The sequence below is a fragment of the Butyrivibrio sp. XB500-5 genome, from assembly GCF_003625505.1.
GTDB lineage: Bacteria > Bacillota > Clostridia > Lachnospirales > Lachnospiraceae > Butyrivibrio.
In genome coordinates, this window is the sequence record NZ_RAIS01000002.1 from 195,111 (window position 1) to 211,533 (window position 16,423).

The 16,423-nt window shown below is 44.3% G+C and carries 11 protein-coding genes and 1 other annotated feature; of the genes, 10 read left to right on the forward strand and 1 reads right to left on the reverse strand.

The window, feature by feature from the left end:
• The first annotated feature begins 24 nt into the window (after positions 1-24).
• The 10 genes from D6856_RS05640 to D6856_RS05685 all read left to right on the forward strand — a co-directional run bounded on the left by D6856_RS05640 (position 25) and on the right by D6856_RS05685 (position 15,748).
• Positions 25-1,734, forward strand: a complete 1,710-nt coding sequence (locus D6856_RS05640) for a peptide ABC transporter substrate-binding protein (RefSeq protein WP_120686117.1) — start codon at positions 25-27, stop codon at positions 1,732-1,734.
• A gap of 83 nt (positions 1,735-1,817) precedes the next feature.
• Entirely contained in the window at positions 1,818-2,753 is a 936-nt protein-coding gene (locus D6856_RS05645; RefSeq protein ID WP_120686118.1) for an ABC transporter permease, read from the forward strand.
• A 1-nt stretch (position 2,754) separates the two neighbouring features.
• Positions 2,755-3,813 (forward strand): ABC transporter permease, encoded by a 1,059-nt coding sequence (locus D6856_RS05650; protein ID WP_120686119.1) that lies wholly within the window; start codon positions 2,755-2,757, stop codon positions 3,811-3,813.
• A 5-nt stretch (positions 3,814-3,818) separates the two neighbouring features.
• Positions 3,819-4,955 carry an ABC transporter ATP-binding protein gene (locus D6856_RS05655; RefSeq protein ID WP_120686120.1) on the forward strand — a complete coding sequence of 379 codons (1,137 nt, stop codon included), beginning with the start codon at positions 3,819-3,821 and terminating at the stop codon, positions 4,953-4,955.
• Positions 4,939-5,871 carry an ABC transporter ATP-binding protein gene (locus D6856_RS05660; RefSeq protein WP_092249602.1) on the forward strand — a complete coding sequence of 311 codons (933 nt, stop codon included), beginning with the start codon at positions 4,939-4,941 and terminating at the stop codon, positions 5,869-5,871. Before D6856_RS05655 ends, D6856_RS05660 begins: the two co-directional genes overlap by 17 nt.
• Positions 5,872-5,924: 53 nt before the next feature.
• Positions 5,925-6,171, forward strand: a binding site (T-box leader).
• A 40-nt stretch (positions 6,172-6,211) separates the two neighbouring features.
• Positions 6,212-9,403, forward strand: coding sequence for an isoleucine--tRNA ligase (ileS, locus tag D6856_RS05665; RefSeq protein ID WP_120686121.1), 3,192 nt, complete (start codon positions 6,212-6,214; stop codon positions 9,401-9,403).
• Positions 9,404-9,567: 164 nt separating this feature from the next.
• On the forward strand, positions 9,568-12,048 hold the full coding sequence (locus tag D6856_RS05670; RefSeq protein ID WP_120686122.1) for a glycogen/starch/alpha-glucan phosphorylase: 2,481 nt from the start codon (positions 9,568-9,570) through the stop codon (positions 12,046-12,048).
• 135 nt (positions 12,049-12,183) lie between these two features.
• Positions 12,184-13,362 carry a 5-bromo-4-chloroindolyl phosphate hydrolysis family protein gene (locus tag D6856_RS05675; RefSeq protein ID WP_120686123.1) on the forward strand — a complete coding sequence of 393 codons (1,179 nt, stop codon included), beginning with the start codon at positions 12,184-12,186 and terminating at the stop codon, positions 13,360-13,362.
• Positions 13,363-13,386: 24 nt separating this feature from the next.
• Complete coding sequence (locus D6856_RS05680; protein ID WP_120686124.1) at positions 13,387-14,553, forward strand: toxic anion resistance protein; 1,167 nt, start codon at positions 13,387-13,389, stop codon at positions 14,551-14,553.
• A gap of 31 nt (positions 14,554-14,584) precedes the next feature.
• Positions 14,585-15,748, forward strand: a complete 1,164-nt coding sequence (locus tag D6856_RS05685) for a galactokinase (protein WP_120686237.1) — start codon at positions 14,585-14,587, stop codon at positions 15,746-15,748.
• Here D6856_RS05685 and D6856_RS05690 read toward each other — a convergent pair.
• On the reverse strand, positions 15,745-16,362 hold the full coding sequence (locus D6856_RS05690) for a hypothetical protein (protein ID WP_120686125.1): 618 nt from the start codon (positions 16,360-16,362) through the stop codon (positions 15,745-15,747). The two genes, D6856_RS05685 and D6856_RS05690, sit on opposite strands and share 4 nt — an antisense overlap.
• Positions 16,363-16,423: the final 61 nt, after the last annotated feature.

Consider the following 16,423-nt stretch of genomic DNA (forward strand, 5'->3'; position numbering starts at 1 on the left):
TTTTGAAACAAGAGGAGGAAAAGTATGAAGAAGAAATTATTATCTATCGTACTTGCATCTGCCATGACACTGAGCCTTGTAGCTTGCGGAAGCTCAGCTGTCAGTGGAGTATCTCAGGACCAGCAGGGTTCAGATGCTCAGCAGACCACAGCAGACACAGCTGCTGAAACAACAGGAGAGGGCTCCGGATCAGATCTTAACGTTATGCTTGAGACTCCCGTTGAGTCACTTGATCCCCAGCAGGCAACTGACGGAACATCATTCGAAGTTATCGCAGATTACACAGACGGACTTATGCAGATGGATGCAGACGGACAGGCAGTTAACGCGCTTGCCGAGAGCGTTGATGTAGCTGATGACGGTCTTACATACACATTCCATATCCGCGAGGATGCAAATTGGAGCAACGGAGATGCCGTAACAGCAGCAGATTTCGTATTTGCTTGGCAGAGAGCGGTTGATCCCGAAGTTGCTTCCGAGTATTCTTTCATGTTCAGTGATATCGGACAGATCGTAAATGCTCAGGATATTATCGATGGCAAGAAGGATAAGGCAGAGCTTGGTGTTACAGCCGTTGACGACAAGACTCTTGAAGTTAAGCTCAACTGCCCTGTTTCTTATTTCTTAAGCCTTATGTACTTCCCTACATTCTACCCTGTAAACCAGGCATTCTTTGAGGGATGTGCAGATACTTTCGCAACAAGCCCCGAGACAACACTTTCAAACGGTGCTTTCGTGCTTGACGAGTATCAGCCCGCAGCAACAACAATTCATTTGACAAAGAACGAGAATTACTATGACGCTGCAACCGTTAAGCTTCCCGGACTCAGCTATCAGGTAATCCAGGATTCACAGCAGGCTCTTATGAGCTACCAGAACGGTGACCTTGATACAACACTTGTAAACGGCGAGCAGGTTGACCAGGTTAAGGATGATCCCGCATTCACAGCAATCGGTGCAGGATATCTTTGGTATATCTCTCCCAACATGAGAGACGTTAAGGAGCTTCAGAATCTCAACATTCGTCTTGCTCTTACAATGGCACTCAACAGAGAGGCTATTACAACAGACGTTCTTAAGGATGGTTCAGCTCCCACATATACAGGTGTTCCAATGGACTTCGCAGCAGGCCCTGACGGAAGCGATTTCTCCGCAGACCAGAAGAAGTTCGAGGACGTTTGCAGATATGATGCAGACAAGGCTGTAGAGTACTGGAACAAGGGTCTTGAAGAGCTCGGCGCTACAAGCATCACTCTTACAATGATCCACGATGCAGACGACGCTCCCATCAAGGTTGCACAGGTAGTTAAGGAGCAGCTTGAGACAACTCTTCCCGGACTTACTGTTGAGCTTCAGCAGATGCCCAAGAAGGAGAGAGTAGAGCGTATGCAGGAAGCTGACTTTGAGCTTGGTCTTACACGTTGGGGTCCTGACTATGCTGATCCTATGACATACCTTGGTATGTGGATCACAAACAACCCGAACAACTACGGCTTCTGGAGCAACGCAGAGTATGACAAGATCATAAGCGATTGCACAACAGGTGAGATCGCAATGGATCCCGAAGCTCGTTGGGCAGCTCTTTATGATGCAGAGAAGATCGCAATGGATGATGCGGTTATCTTCCCTCTTTATACACAGTGCAATGCTGAGCTTATCTCAACAAACGTATCAGGAATCGAGTTCCATCCTGTAGCACTCAACAGAGTATATAAGAGAGCAGTTAAGAACTAATAGCAATATAAGATGATTACTGCGCAAGGGTGGGTAGTGATAACCTATATCACCCTTGCGCATTATCTTTTTTCGGAGTCAATATGAGAAAATATATATTGAAAAGAGTAGTGACAGCACTTTTCACACTACTTGCCATTACACTTATTCTTTTTATACTGATGCAGTTAATGCCCGGATCTCCGTTCAACGATGAGAAATTGAACGAAGCACAGAGAGCGTCGCTGTATGCAAAATACGGTCTCGATCAGCCGATCATTATTCAGTTCTTTAAATACGTCGGAAACATGTTCAGAGGTGATCTTGGTGTAAGCTACAAGATATCCAAGAACACACCTATCACACAGCTTATCGCTACAAGACTTCCTATTTCCATCGGAGTCGGATTTGCGGCGGTACTTATCGGCGCGGTAGTAGGTCTTTTGCTTGGTCTTCTTGCCGCATTTAAGCACGATACCGTGTGGGATACTTTGGCAACCATCATTTCGGTAATCGGTGTATCTGTACCTTCTTATGTGTTTGCGCTTGCGCTTTCATATCAGTTTGGATTCAGGCTCAAGTGGTTCCCTATGCTGTTCTCGGCTAAGGATGTGCTTGGTTCATCGGTATTACCTTCAATTTCACTTTCAATGTTTACAATGGCATCTATCGCAAGATTCACAAGATCAGAGATGATAGAGGTGCTTGGTTCCGATTACATGCTTCTTGCGGAGTCCAAAGGACTTTCGGGAAGAAAGCTTGTGTTCAGCCACGCGCTTAGAAATGCGCTTATTCCGATCATCACGGTTTTGGCGCCGCTTGTTGTAGACCTTATGACGGGATCCCTCGTTGTAGAAAAGATCTTTTCAATCCCGGGAGTCGGATCACTCCTTGTAAACGCTATTCAGTCCAATGACTACAATGTTGTCATTGCGCTAAGCTTTATCTACTCGGCAATGTACATCGGTATCATGCTCGTGGTAGACATCATGTACGGAATCATCGATCCGAGAATCCGTGTGGCAAAGGAGGGAGACTGATATGTCAAATGAATCAGCGGTTATTAACCAAAATGAATATATCCCTACCGATGCGGATTTTGTTTTAAAGAAGAACAATGCGGACATCGAGGTTGACTCTAACTTTGCTTCCCAGAGTTTCTGGAAGGAAGTCATCGCCCGCTTTATCAGAAAAAGAAGTGCAGTACTCGGACTTGCTTTTGTCCTTATCATCACTTTCTTTGCATTTGTAGGTCCCGGAATGAATGCTTATACCTATTCGGGACAGAATCTGGAGCAGAAAAACCTTGCGCCCAGAATACCTATTATCGAATACACCGGTCTTTTCGACGGACATGAGAATATCAATACAACGTCGGGAACAAAGACCGTTAACTATTATTTTGAAAAGAAGCTTCCCGACACCTTCTACTGGTTCGGAAGCGACAACTTCGGAAGAGACATCTGGACAAGAACCTGGTCAGGTGCTCAGGTTTCACTTATCATCGCAGTTGCGGCCGCTATCATCGATATGATCATCGGAATGAGCTATGGTCTTATTTCGGGATATTTCGGCGGCAAGGTCGATATGGTGATGCAGAGAATCCTTGAGATCGCCAACGGTATTCCCAGACTTGTTATCGTGACTCTTTTGCTCCTTGTATTTAAGCCCGGAATGATCACCATCATCATCGCTCTTATGCTTACAGAGTGGGTGGGAATGAGTAGGATCGCCCGTGCTGAGATGCTTAAGCTCAAAGAGCAGGAGTTCGTTCTTGCATCAAGAACACTCGGCGCAGGAAGCATGCATATTATTTTCAGCGAGATCCTGCCCAATATTATCGGACCTATCATTACTCAGGTTATGTTTTCTATACCTACGGCTATTTTCACGGAGGCGTTCCTTTCCTTTGTAGGACTTGGAATTCCGGTACCGAGATGCTCACTTGGATCACTTATCTCAGAAGGATTTAACAGCTTCACTACACATCCTTACCAGATAATCCCTCCGATCATAGTGATGGCGCTTTTGATGCTGAGCTTTAACCTCGTGGCCGATGGTCTTAGGGAAGCACTTGATCCCAAGCTGAAGGAGATGTAAACGCTATGAGTACAGAGAAGAAAAAAGAAAAAATACTGGATATCAAGAATCTTGATATCACTTTTGATACAACAGCAGGAAAAGTGCATGCTATCCGCGGAATCAACATCGACCTCTATCAGGGCGAGACTGTTGCCATCGTTGGAGAGTCCGGTTCAGGAAAGTCTGTAACAATGCGTGCGGCTATGGGTATCCTTGCCAAGAACGCGACTATAAACAGCGGTGAGATCATTTACAGATACCGTGACAACAAGGGCGGAATTGATTACGATCCCGACCTTGATAAGGACGCTCAGTGGAAAGAGACCGATATCCTCAAGATGGATAAGGCGTGGATCAGAAAGCACATCAACGGAAGACGTATGGCTATGGTCTTCCAGGATCCCATGACATCACTCGATCCTACCATGACTATCGGTAAGCAGATCATGGAAGGTATGATCTGGCACTACAAGATCGATAAGAAGGATGCATGGAACCGTTCCGTTAAGCTTCTTGAAGAGGTTGGAATCGAAGATGCCGAGAAGAGAATGAAGCAGTATCCTCATCAGCTTTCCGGTGGAATGAGACAGAGAATAGTTATCGCGATAGCTCTTTCGTGTAATCCCGATCTTCTTATCTGCGATGAGCCCACAACAGCGCTTGATGTTAATATCCAGGCCAAGATACTTGAGCTTATCAAGAAGATCCAGAAGGAAAGAAACATTGCAGTTATCTATATTACTCACGATCTCGGTGTTGTAGCCAAGGTTGCGGATTATGTAAATGTTATGTATGCGGGTAAGATCGTCGAAGTCGGAAATATCAATGAGATCTTCTATGATCCCAGACACCCTTACACATGGGGACTTCTTTCCGCTATGCCCGATCTTGATACAGACGAGCCAAGACTCTATACGATCCCCGGCTCTCCTCCGAATCTTTTGCATGAAAAAGAGGGAGATGCATTTGCGCCCAGAAACGCATATGCGCTTGAGATCGATGACAAGAAGGAACCGCCTATGTTTGAGATAACAGAAACTCATAAGGCGGCAACATGGCTTCTTGACCCCAGAGCGCCCAAGGTAGAGATGCCCGCGGAGCTCAAGGCAAGAATTGATAGAATGAAGAAGGAGGCGGAGAATAATGGCGGCAAATTATAATGAAAAACCGCTTCTTGAAGTAGAAGGACTTAAGCAGTACTTCCCCGTGAGCAAGACATTCACGGTAAAGGCTGTAAACGATGTAAGCTTTAAGGTTTATCCCGGAGAGACCTACGGTCTCGTAGGTGAGTCCGGTTCAGGTAAATCGACGATCGGAAGAAGTATCATAAGACTTTATGATCCGACTTCCGGTAAGGTTACGTTTGATGGAATGGAGATCAGCGGCAAGCTTTCAAAGAGCACAAAAGACAAGCTCAGAGTGCAGATGCAGATGATCTTCCAGGATCCCATGGCGTCTCTTAATCCCAGAAAAAAGATTAAGGACATCATCGGTGAGGGACTTGATATTCATCATTCTTACAAGAATAAGCAGGAGAGAGAGGAAAAGATAGAAGCTATTCTTGCCAAGGTTGGACTTGCCAAGGAGCATGCCGACAGATATCCTCATCAGTTCTCGGGCGGACAGAGACAGCGTGTAGGTATTGCAAGAGCGCTTATCCAGAATCCCAAGCTTGTTATTGCAGACGAGTGTATCTCGGCGCTTGATGTTTCAATTCAGGCGCAGGTAGTTAACCTTATGAAAGACATTCAGGAAGAGACGGGAACAGCTTATCTGTTCATCGCGCACGACCTTTCGATGGTCAAGTACATTTCGGACAGGATCGGTGTGCTTCACTTAGGACACCTTCTTGAGACGGGTACTACGGAAGAGATATTCAGTAATCCCATCCATCCGTATACGAAGAGTCTTTTGTCTGCGATTCCAGTGCCGAACCCTGAGTTCGAGAAGAACAGGGTGTCAGTTAACTATGACTACAAGACATCGGGCATCGACTATGAACAGGGAACCGAACATCTCGTTGACGGTACTCATTACGTTAAGTGTACCGACGAGGAATTTAAGGCCTGGACATAAAACAGACTTGCACGATTAAAAGTTTAGTAGTATTATATGTCATTATTAAGAATACAAAGGCTGTGACGAAGACAGTAGGCAGTATTTGAAAGCTTTCAGAGAGCCGGTGGTTGGTGCGAATCGGTGCGAGTAGGAACTTCCGAAAATCACTTCTGAGCTGCGGGACTGAAATGACAGTAGGTTCTGACGTATATCCCGACGTTATCGGGGAGCGTATTCAACCGTAGACTTTATAAGCTATGGCGCGTATGTGTAAACAGGTGGTATAACGAGTGAACATAATTTAGCCTCGTCCTTTTTACAAAGGACGGGGCTTCATTTTTTTGAAAGGAGTTTTGGAATGTATAACAAAGTCGAAACTGACATGAACTTTGTCGGCAGAGAGAAAAAGATTGAACAATTCTGGAAAGATGAGGACGTTTTCAAGAAGAGCGTGGATACTCGCAGCAAAGGCGAGATGTATATGTTCTATGACGGACCTCCGACAGCTAACGGTAAGCCTCATATCGGACACGTTCTTACAAGAGCGATCAAGGATATGATTCCCAGATATCGTACAATGAAAGGTTATACAGTTCCTCGTAAGGCAGGATGGGACACACACGGACTTCCTGTTGAGCTTGAGGTTGAGAAGCTCCTTGGTCTTGACGGAAAAGAGCAGATCGAAGAGTACGGAATGGAGCCTTTCATCCAGAAATGTAAGGAATCTGTTTGGAAATATAAGGGAATGTGGGAGGATTTCTCCGGCACAGTTGGTTTCTGGGCTGACATGGAGCACCCCTACATCACATATGATGACAACTTTATCGAGTCCGAGTGGTGGGCTCTTAACGAAATCTGGAAAAAGGGTCTACTTTACAAGGGCTTCAAGGTAGTTCCTTATTGCCCTCGCTGCGGTACACCTCTTTCATCCCACGAGGTTGCTCAGGGCTATAAGCTCTTAAAAGAGCGCACAGCCGTAGTTCGCTTCAAGGTTAAGGACGAGGATGCATATTTCCTTGCATGGACAACAACACCTTGGACACTTCCTTCAAATATCGGTCTTTGCGTTAACCCCGATGAGAAATATATCAAGGTTAAGGCTGTAGACGGCAACGTATATTATCTTGCAGAGGCACTTGCAGACAAGGTTCTCGGATCTCTTGTTCAGGAAGAGGGACAGAAGGCATACGAAGTTCTTGAATCATATGTCGGAACAGACCTTGAGTACAAGGAATATGAGCCTTTGTATCAGTGTGCAGCAGATGAGGCAGAGAAGCAGCACAAGAAGGCATTCTTTATCTATTGCGATACATACGTAACTATGTCAGACGGTACAGGTATCGTACACATCGCTCCCGCTTTCGGTGAAGACGATGCGCGTGTAGGACGTAAGTACGATGCGCCTCTTGTACAGATGGTAGATTCAGAGGGTAAGCTTAAGCCCGAGACTCCTTTCGGCGGCATGAGATGTAAGCCTACTCAGAAGGAAATGGAAGAGGGCGCGATCAGTGCGGATCCCGAGGTATTAAAAGACCTTGATAAGAGAGGACTTCTTTATTCAGCACCTAAGATGGAGCATGATTATCCTCACTGCTGGAGATGCGGAACACCCCTTCTTTACTATGCTCGTTCATCATGGTTTATTAAGGTTACGGAAGTTAAGGACGATCTTATCCGCAACAACAAGGAGATCAACTGGATCCCTGAGTCAATCGGTAAGGGACGTTTCGGTGACTGGCTTGAGAATATTCAGGACTGGGGTATCTCACGTGACAGATATTGGGGAACACCTCTTAATATCTGGGAGTGTGATGACTGCGGACACCAGCTTTCCGTTGGTTCAAGAAAAGAGCTTGCTGAGCTCTCCGGAGATCCTTCTGCTGAGACTTGCGAGCTTCACAGACCATATATTGATAAATTTGAGATTACATGTCCTAAGTGCGGCAAGAAGATGCACCGCGTAAAAGAGGTTATCGACTGCTGGTTTGATTCAGGAGCAATGCCTTTTGCTCAGCTTCACTATCCATTTGAGAACAAGGAACTCTTCGAGAAGCAGTTCCCCGCTCAGTTCATTTCAGAAGCTGTAGACCAGACAAGAGGTTGGTTCTATTCACTTCATGCTGAGGCAACACTTCTTTTCAACAAGCCTGCATTTAAGAACGTTATCGTTCTTGGTCTTGTTCAGGATGAGAACGGACAGAAGATGAGTAAGTCCAAGGGTAATGCGGTAGATCCTTTCGATGCTCTTGCCAAGTACGGCGCAGATGCCATCAGATGGTACTTCTATGTTAACAGTGCGCCTTGGCTTCCCAGCCGTTTCTCAGGAGACGCTGTTCAGGAAGGACAGCGCAAGTTCCTCGGAACACTTTGGAATACATATGCGTTCTTCGTTCTTTATGCAAATATCGACGGATTTGACGCTTCCAAATACAAGCTTGAGCTTGATAAGCTCACTGTTATGGATAAGTGGCTTCTTTCCAAGCTCAACAGCTGCGTAAAGGCGGTTGATGAGAACCTTGAGAATTACAGAATTCCTGAAGCAGGAAAGGCTCTTGATAACTTTGTTGACGAGATGTCCAACTGGTACGTTCGCCGCAGCAGAGAAAGATTCTGGGCAAAGGGAATGGAGCAGGATAAGATTTCTGCATACATGACTCTTTACACTGCACTTGTTACTATTTCAAAGGCAGCAGCGCCCATGGTTCCTTTCATGACTGAGGAAATTTACCAGAATCTTGTTCGTACAAGCTTCCCGGATGCTCCTATCAGTATCCACCTCTGCGATTTCCCTGCAGTAGATCAGTCAATGATCGATGAGAAGCTTGAGAAGGATATGGAAGAAGTTCTTGATATCGTAGTACTCGGCCGTGCTGCAAGAAACGCAGCAAACATCAAGAACCGTCAGCCTATCGGACAGATGTATGTTAAGGCAGAGCAGACTGTTGGTGAGTTCTATACGGATATCATCAGAGAAGAGCTCAATGTCAAGAATGTTGCATTTACAGATGACGTAAGAGATTTTACAAGCTACAGCTTCAAGCCTCAGCTTAAGACACTCGGACCTAAATATGGTAAGAACATCGGAGCTATCAAGGCATATCTTGAAGGTCTTGACGGTAACGCTACAATGGATGAGCTTAATACCAACGGCAGCATCAAGTTCAATGTAAACGACGTTGATGTTGAGCTTGTTAAGGAAGATCTCCTTATCGAGATCGCTCAGAAGGAAGGCTTCATTTCTCAGGAGAACTGGGGAATCACAGTTGTGCTTGATACAAATCTTTCGGAAGAGCTTATCAAGGAAGGCTTTGTTCTCGAAATTATCAGTAAGATCCAGACAATGCGTAAGGATTCAGACTTCGAAGTTATGGATCACATCAAGGTTTCACTTAACGGTAACGACAAGCTTGCCGAGATCGTTAAGGCCAACAACGACAGTATCGCAACCAAGGTACTTGCCAATGAGATCGTATTCGGCACAGACGTTGCCAATGCAAAAGAATGGGATATCAACGGCGAGAAGGTTACTATCGGCGTAGAAAAGGTTTGATAAATATAGCCTTAAGTACTATACTTTTATCAAGTGAATCAAAGAGGATTCCGCTTCCTAAGCGGAGTCCTCTTTTTGGTATCACGAAAAAGTTTGATTATTAACTGTTTTGCGGTAAAATATTGATAGGTATACGTTTGCAACAGCTAAGGAGGGCGCATCGCATGAAGAAGAAACAGTTATCTTTTGACAAAGAATTGTTTACGCGCAGTGTGCTATACAACGTAAAGACTCTGTACAGAAAGACTATGGAAGAGGCAACGCCTCAGGAAATATACCAGGCGGCTGCTTACGCTATCAAGGATGCCATTGTCGACCATTGGATGACTACGCAGAAGGCGGCATCTGAGCAGGACGTTAAGATTGTCTACTATATGTCTATGGAATTCCTTATGGGAAGGGCATTTGGCAACAATCTTATCAATCTTCAGGCTTATAAGCCGGTAAAAGAGGCTCTTGATGAGCTCGGAATAGATGTAAACCTGATCGAAGATCAGGAACCCGATCCTGCGCTTGGAAACGGAGGTCTTGGAAGACTTGCGGCTTGCTTCCTTGACTCATTATCCACGCTTGGCTACATGGCTTACGGCTGTGGAATACGTTACAAATACGGTATGTTTAAGCAAAAAATTGTGGATGGTTATCAGGTCGAAGCGCCTGACAACTGGCTTGAGAACGGTAATCCTTTTGAGCTTAGGCGAAACGAATACGAAAAAGAAGTCAAATTTGGCGGCTACGTAAACATGTATACCGATGACAAGGGAAGAACCTTGTTCAAACAGGAAGGTTATCAGGTGGTTAAGGCCATTCCTTACGATCTTCCGATCGTCGGCTACGGAAACGGTATAGTCAATACACTGAGAATCTGGGGAGCCGAGCCGGTACAATGCTTCCACCTCGACTCTTTTGACAAGGGTGATTATCAGAAGGCTGTTGAGCAGGAGAACCTTGCAAGCCAGCTCTGTGAAGTTTTGTATCCCAATGACAATCATATCGCGGGAAAAGAGCTGAGATTAAAGCAGCAGTATTTCTTTATCTCCGCTTCTGTTCAGACTGCGCTGAAGAGATATTTAAGAAACCACAAGGACATCAAGAAGTTTTACGAAAAGGCTGTATTTCAGCTGAATGATACGCATCCGACGGTTGCGGTTGCGGAGCTCATGCGTCTTTTGATGGATGAATATTTCCTTTCATGGGACGAAGCATGGGATGTTACGTTAAAGACTTGCTGTTATACAAACCATACGATAATGTCGGAAGCGCTGGAGAAATGGCCTGTTGACCTGTTCCAGAGACTTCTTCCGAGAATCTATCAGATAGTTGATGAGATAAACAGAAGGTTTGTCGATCAGATCATGCGTAAATACACCAACCAGGCGGGAATTGACGTTCAGGCCAAGATAAGAAGTATGGCCATTCTCTATGACAATCAGGTCAAGATGGCTCATCTTGCGATCGTGGGCGGCCATTCCGTAAACGGTGTTGCCAAGCTCCATACTGAGATTCTTAAGCAAAGAGAGCTCAAGGATTTCTATGAGATGATGCCTGAGAAGTTCAATAACAAGACCAACGGTATCACACAGAGAAGATTCCTTATGCATGCAAATCCTCTTTTGGCGGAATGGATCACCAAGAAGATCGGAGACGAGTGGATTGTCGATCTTTCTCAGATGTCCAAGCTGAAAGACTTTGCGGACAACAAGAAGGCTCAGGAAGAATTCATGGATATCAAGTACAAGAACAAGGAAAGACTTGCGGCTTATATCCTTGAGCACAACGGCGTTAAGGTCGATCCCAAGTCAATATTTGATGTTCAGGTAAAAAGACTTCATGAATATAAGCGTCAGCTCCTTAATATCCTCCAGGTAATTTATAAGTACCACGATATTAAGAGCCATCCCGGACAGGACTTCTATCCGAAGACTTATATCTTCGGAGCAAAGGCAGCAGCCGGTTATCTTACCGCAAAGCTTACGATCAAGCTTATAAACGCGGTGGCCGACGTTGTTAATAACGACAAGAGTATCGGCGGAAAGATAAAAGTCGTATTCATAGAAGATTACAAGGTATCCAACGCAGAGCTTATCTTTGCGGCAGCCGATGTATCCGAGCAGATATCGACGGCAAGTAAAGAGGCGTCCGGAACAGGTAACATGAAGATGATGCTAAACGGCGCCGTTACACTCGGAACTCTGGACGGAGCGAATGTAGAGATCGTAAATGAAGTCGGAGAAGAAAATGCGTTTATCTTCGGACTTACTTCTCAGGAAGTTATGGATTACGAAAAGAACGGAAACTACAATCCGATGGATATCTACAACAGCGATCCTAATGTAAAGACGGTTCTGGATATGCTTGTTGACGGAACATTCTCCAAAGATAAGGAACTGTTCAGACCTTTATACAACTGCCTTCTCAATACGCAGAATTCAAGCAAAGCAGATCAGTACTTTATCTTAAAAGACTTTGAATCATATCTGGAAGCACAAAAGAGAATTTCGGATGCATATTCCGATAAGAAACGCTGGGCGAAGATGGCACTTCTCAACACTGCAAGCTGCGGTAAATTCTCGTCTGACAGAACTATAAAAGAGTATGTTGATGAGGTATGGCACCTCGATAAGATCAAAGTGGATATCAAGTAAGTAAAAAAAGTATAAAAACGCCTCGACTACTACTGTTGGGGCGTTGTTTTTTGATTTTTTTTACTGTAAAATATTAGATACGTTTTATCGCTGATTTACTTATTGTAATCGGCTGTTGGAGGATCAGGAATAGTTATGGCAAAAAATATACAAGATGAGCTTGTAGATGTAGGCAAGGATATACTAAAAAGCGTTTCTGCCGCAATTGACAGTAACGATTACAGTAAACTTGCTTCAGATATCACAAGAAGCGTTAAATCGGTATCGATACCTAGGCATACAAGATACTCAAGCGGAGGTCAGGGCAGAGTATACAGACAGCAGTTCAATGCTGCCAGGATACAGAGACAGATTCCTTTTTTACAAAAGAAGGTCAATAAATCCGAAGGATTTTTAACTGTTTTTTTCGGAACATTCTTTGGTGCAATAACCGGAGTCGGCGCGCTTTTGGCGGCGATAATGGCGGCAACAGTGTCAACGGTGGCAACGCCGGTAGCAATAGCACTGGGCGCGATCTTTGGAATGCTGTGTTTTGTTATACACAAAGGAGCCAAGAAGCAAAGGCTTACCAAGAAATATTATGACTACGGAAGAGTGCTCGGAACAGTTGAATACTTTGATATCAGTGCACTTGCGCAGAGATGTCTTAAGAGGGACGAGACGGTTCTTAAAGATATAAAAGAACTGATCAAGGAGGGATACCTTCCCAGAGCCAGACTCGACGCCACGGAAAAGACATGCATGATAACGGATAATGCTTATCAGATGTATCTTGGAGCCGAGAAGGACAGAGTCGAGAGAGAAAGAAAAGAGCTTGAAGAGGCCAATAAGAAGGCTAGGCAGGAAGCCGGACTTCCGGGAACTGCCAAAGATATATTAAGCGACGGAACAGAATACATTAAGTTTGTAAGAACGATAAATGATAAGATTCCCGATACGGAAGAGATGTCAGATAAGCTGTATCGTCTTGAAGAGATCATGAACAAGATCTTTGCTCAGGTTCGCAAGAATCCCGAGAGCGCTGATGAGCTTCACAAGCTTATGGATTATTATCTTCCGACGACGAAGAAGCTTTTATCCGCATATATTGAGCTTGAAAAGCAACCTGATCTTGATAACGTAACCAAGACCAAGGCAGAGATTAGTGATGCAATGGATACGATCAACGAAGCGTTTGAGAATCTTTTGGACAGCCTGTTTCAGGATATGGCATGGGATATTTCTTCGGATATCTCAGTTATGAAGACAATGATGGCACAGGACGGACTTACTGCAGAAGGGCAAGGAGTTGCCATGCAGATGAAGAGCGAATAAGAAATACATAATCAGGAGGAAATGATGGGCGAGGAATTTAATTTTGATGCAGCACCCGCTGCACCTACACTTACTTTTGGGGAAGAAGCGGCAACCGCTACAGCTACAGCTGCGCAGGAAGCTCCCAAGGAAGAAGCTAAAGATAACGGTAACGTTGCTATTGAGGCACAGCTTTCTCCCGAGGAACTTAAGCAGGTTGAGGAGTTCAGCAAGCAGATCGACATAGCCAATTCAGCAGGAATCATGAACTATGGCGTAGGAACACAGAAAAAGCTTGCCGACTTTTCAGAGAAGGCACTTGATAACGTAAAGACAAAGGATATGGGCGAAGTTGGTGATATGATCACCGATCTTGTTACTCAGCTTAAGAGCTTCGAGATTGCCGAGGATGAGAAGGGCTTATTTGCATTTTTCAAGAAGGGTGCAAACAAGTTTGAGGCTATGAAGGCTAAGTACAACAAGGTTGAGACCAACGTTCAGACTATCAGTAAAGAGCTTGAAAGACATCAGATCACACTTATGAAAGACGTTGATATCCTTGATAAGATGTATGATCTTAATCTTAACTACTATAAAGAGCTTTCCATGTACATTCTTGCAGGAAAGAAGAGACTTGAAGAAGAGAGAACCAATACTCTTGTTGAACTTCAGAAGAAGGCAGAGGAGTCAGGTCTTCCCGAGGACGCAGAGAAAGCTAAGGATTTTGCCAATAAGTGCGACAGATTTGAGAAGAAGATTTATGATCTTGAGCTTACAAGAACAATAGCAATGCAGACAGGACCTCAGATCCGTATGGTACAGAGTTCCGATACCGTTATGGCAGAGAAGATTCAGTCTACTATAGTTAACACCATTCCTCTTTGGAAGAACCAGATGGTCATTGCTATCGGAATCGAGCATTCAACTCAGGCTGCTCAGGCAGAGCGTGAAGTTAACGATATGACCAACAAGCTTCTTAAGAAGAATGCAGATGCTCTCAAGGTTGCTACTATCGAGAGCGCCAAGGAAGCAGAGAGAGGAATCGTTGATATCGAGACACTTAAGCATACAAACGAGACGCTTATCACAACTCTCGATGAGGTTCTTAAGATCCAGACTGACGGTAAGGCAAGACGCCGCGAGGCAGAGCTTGAGCTTGCCCAGATTGAGAATCAGCTTAAAGATAAGCTTATCGAAGCTGCCAAGAACTAAGGGGTAGGGGGTTACAATGATAGATCAGGACATGAAGAAAGCGGTAATAGACGCTTTCAACAAGGTGTTTCCGGATGGCGGGGATGTAAAGACATATTTCGCTCCGGGAAGAGTTAATCTAATCGGGGAACATACAGATTATAACGGCGGACATGTATTTCCGTGCGCACTCACTATCGGAACATATGCTGCTGTTTCTAAGAGAAGTGACAACAAGCTTAGATTTTATTCTGTAAATATCGAAAGCGCAGGTGTTATAGAAACATCTCTTGATGAGCTAAAGCCATCCGATGAAGCGGGATGGACCAATTATCCCAAGGGTGTTGTATGGGCTTTTGAAAAAAGAGGAATGAAGCTTGATACCGGTTTTGATATGGTAATAGACGGAAATATTCCTAACGGATCAGGACTTTCATCATCTGCGTCTTTAGAGGTGCTTACAGGATTTATCTTAAGAGATCTGTATGGATTTGATGTTTCCAATCAGGATATTGCGCTTATAGGTCAGTATTCGGAGAACAATTACAACGGTTGCAACTGTGGAATCATGGATCAGTTTGCTTCCGCGATGGGAAAAGAGAACAACGCTATATTCCTTGATACTGCGGATCTTTCTTATGAATATGCTCCGATTGTTTTAAAGGGAGCAAAGATTGTTATCGCAAATACCAATAAAAAGCACAAACTTACGGACTCACAGTACAATGCAAGACGTAAGATGTGCGAAGATGCACTTGCGATCCTTCAAAAGAGTGTAGACATAAAGGGACTTGGCGATCTTACGCCGGAAGAGTTTGAGGAGCATAAAGCTCTTTTGACAGATCCCGATATGCAAAAGAAAGCTAAACACGCCGTATATGAGAATCAGAGAACTATCGATGCCGTTAAGGCTCTTAAGGCCGGTGATCTCGATGAGTTCGGTAAACTTATGAGAGCATCACATGAATCTCTTCGCGATGATTATGATGTTACGGGAATAGAGCTTGATACGCTTGCAGAGGAAGCGTGGAAGATACCCGGAGTTATCGGCTCAAGAATGACAGGCGGCGGCTTCGGTGGTTGTACGGTTTCAATCGTAAAAGACGAAGCGGTTGATAATTTCATTAAGACAGTCGGAGAAAACTACCTTAAAAAGCTCGGATACGAAGCTACGTTCTACATTGTAGAGATTGGCGGAGGCCCTTGCGCGATTTAATTTTCAAGCAATGCCAAGATATTTTTTTTACTGAGGGAATTTAGATTCTTTGCAATGGGAATAAGTCCCTCAATTTTTCTTTTAATTTCTTCTTCGTTTAATTCAAGCTTTGTCTTGTACATATCGACAAGGAGTTTGTAGGTTGCGGTCACGTCAGATCTTGTCTTGACCGCAAACTCAAGCACCTTGGCAGAATCCTCGTATCTTCCGAGATTATACAATTCTTTTCCCCATTCCTGAAGAGCACATACAAGTGAAGTGTAGTTCTGATCAAACCTTGAAAGCTCGGTTATATTGGCTGTTCCGTATTTGAGTTTAAGATCGGTGTTCGTGATTCCCGTAAGATTAACTATTTTTTCGTCTTTAAGGTCAGAGACTTTTTTCTCTGCTTCTTTTAACGCGGCATTGTCACCTGCGGTATCAAAAGGAAGAATATCCACAGGGATGCTGATATAGTCAAGATTATCCAAACTTTTTCTTCTGACATTGTTGGCTTCGCGTTCTTTGCGCCAGAAAGCAGCCTCTTTGTCTTCTTCTTTTCTTGAGACTCTGCGCATACTGATATTAAAAAAAATTGCTACCACAACGAAGCTTGCGAAAAAAGGGAATTTCATCTATAATATCCTTTCAGTAATCAAGGCTTTTTTAAGTCAATAATATAAGAACATAATAGCA

Bases quoted from the DNA above. Each gene is read 5' to 3' on its own strand.
- D6856_RS05690 (WP_120686125.1), bottom strand. From the start codon at position 16,362: ATGAAATTCCCTTTTTTCGCAAGCTTCGTTGTGGTAGCAATTTTTTTT.
- D6856_RS05660 (WP_092249602.1), top strand. From the start codon at position 4,939: ATGGCGGCAAATTATAATGAAAAACCGCTTCTTGAAGTAGAAGGACTT.
- D6856_RS05655 (WP_120686120.1), top strand. From the start codon at position 3,819: ATGAGTACAGAGAAGAAAAAAGAAAAAATACTGGATATCAAGAATCTT.
- D6856_RS05640 (WP_120686117.1), top strand. From the start codon at position 25: ATGAAGAAGAAATTATTATCTATCGTACTTGCATCTGCCATGACACTG.
- D6856_RS05650 (WP_120686119.1), top strand. From the start codon at position 2,755: ATGTCAAATGAATCAGCGGTTATTAACCAAAATGAATATATCCCTACC.
- D6856_RS05645 (WP_120686118.1), top strand. From the start codon at position 1,818: ATGAGAAAATATATATTGAAAAGAGTAGTGACAGCACTTTTCACACTA.
- D6856_RS05670 (WP_120686122.1), top strand. From the start codon at position 9,568: ATGAAGAAGAAACAGTTATCTTTTGACAAAGAATTGTTTACGCGCAGT.
- D6856_RS05685 (WP_120686237.1), top strand. From the start codon at position 14,585: ATGAAGAAAGCGGTAATAGACGCTTTCAACAAGGTGTTTCCGGATGGC.
- ileS (WP_120686121.1), top strand. From the start codon at position 6,212: ATGTATAACAAAGTCGAAACTGACATGAACTTTGTCGGCAGAGAGAAA.
- D6856_RS05680 (WP_120686124.1), top strand. From the start codon at position 13,387: ATGGGCGAGGAATTTAATTTTGATGCAGCACCCGCTGCACCTACACTT.
- D6856_RS05675 (WP_120686123.1), top strand. From the start codon at position 12,184: ATGGCAAAAAATATACAAGATGAGCTTGTAGATGTAGGCAAGGATATA.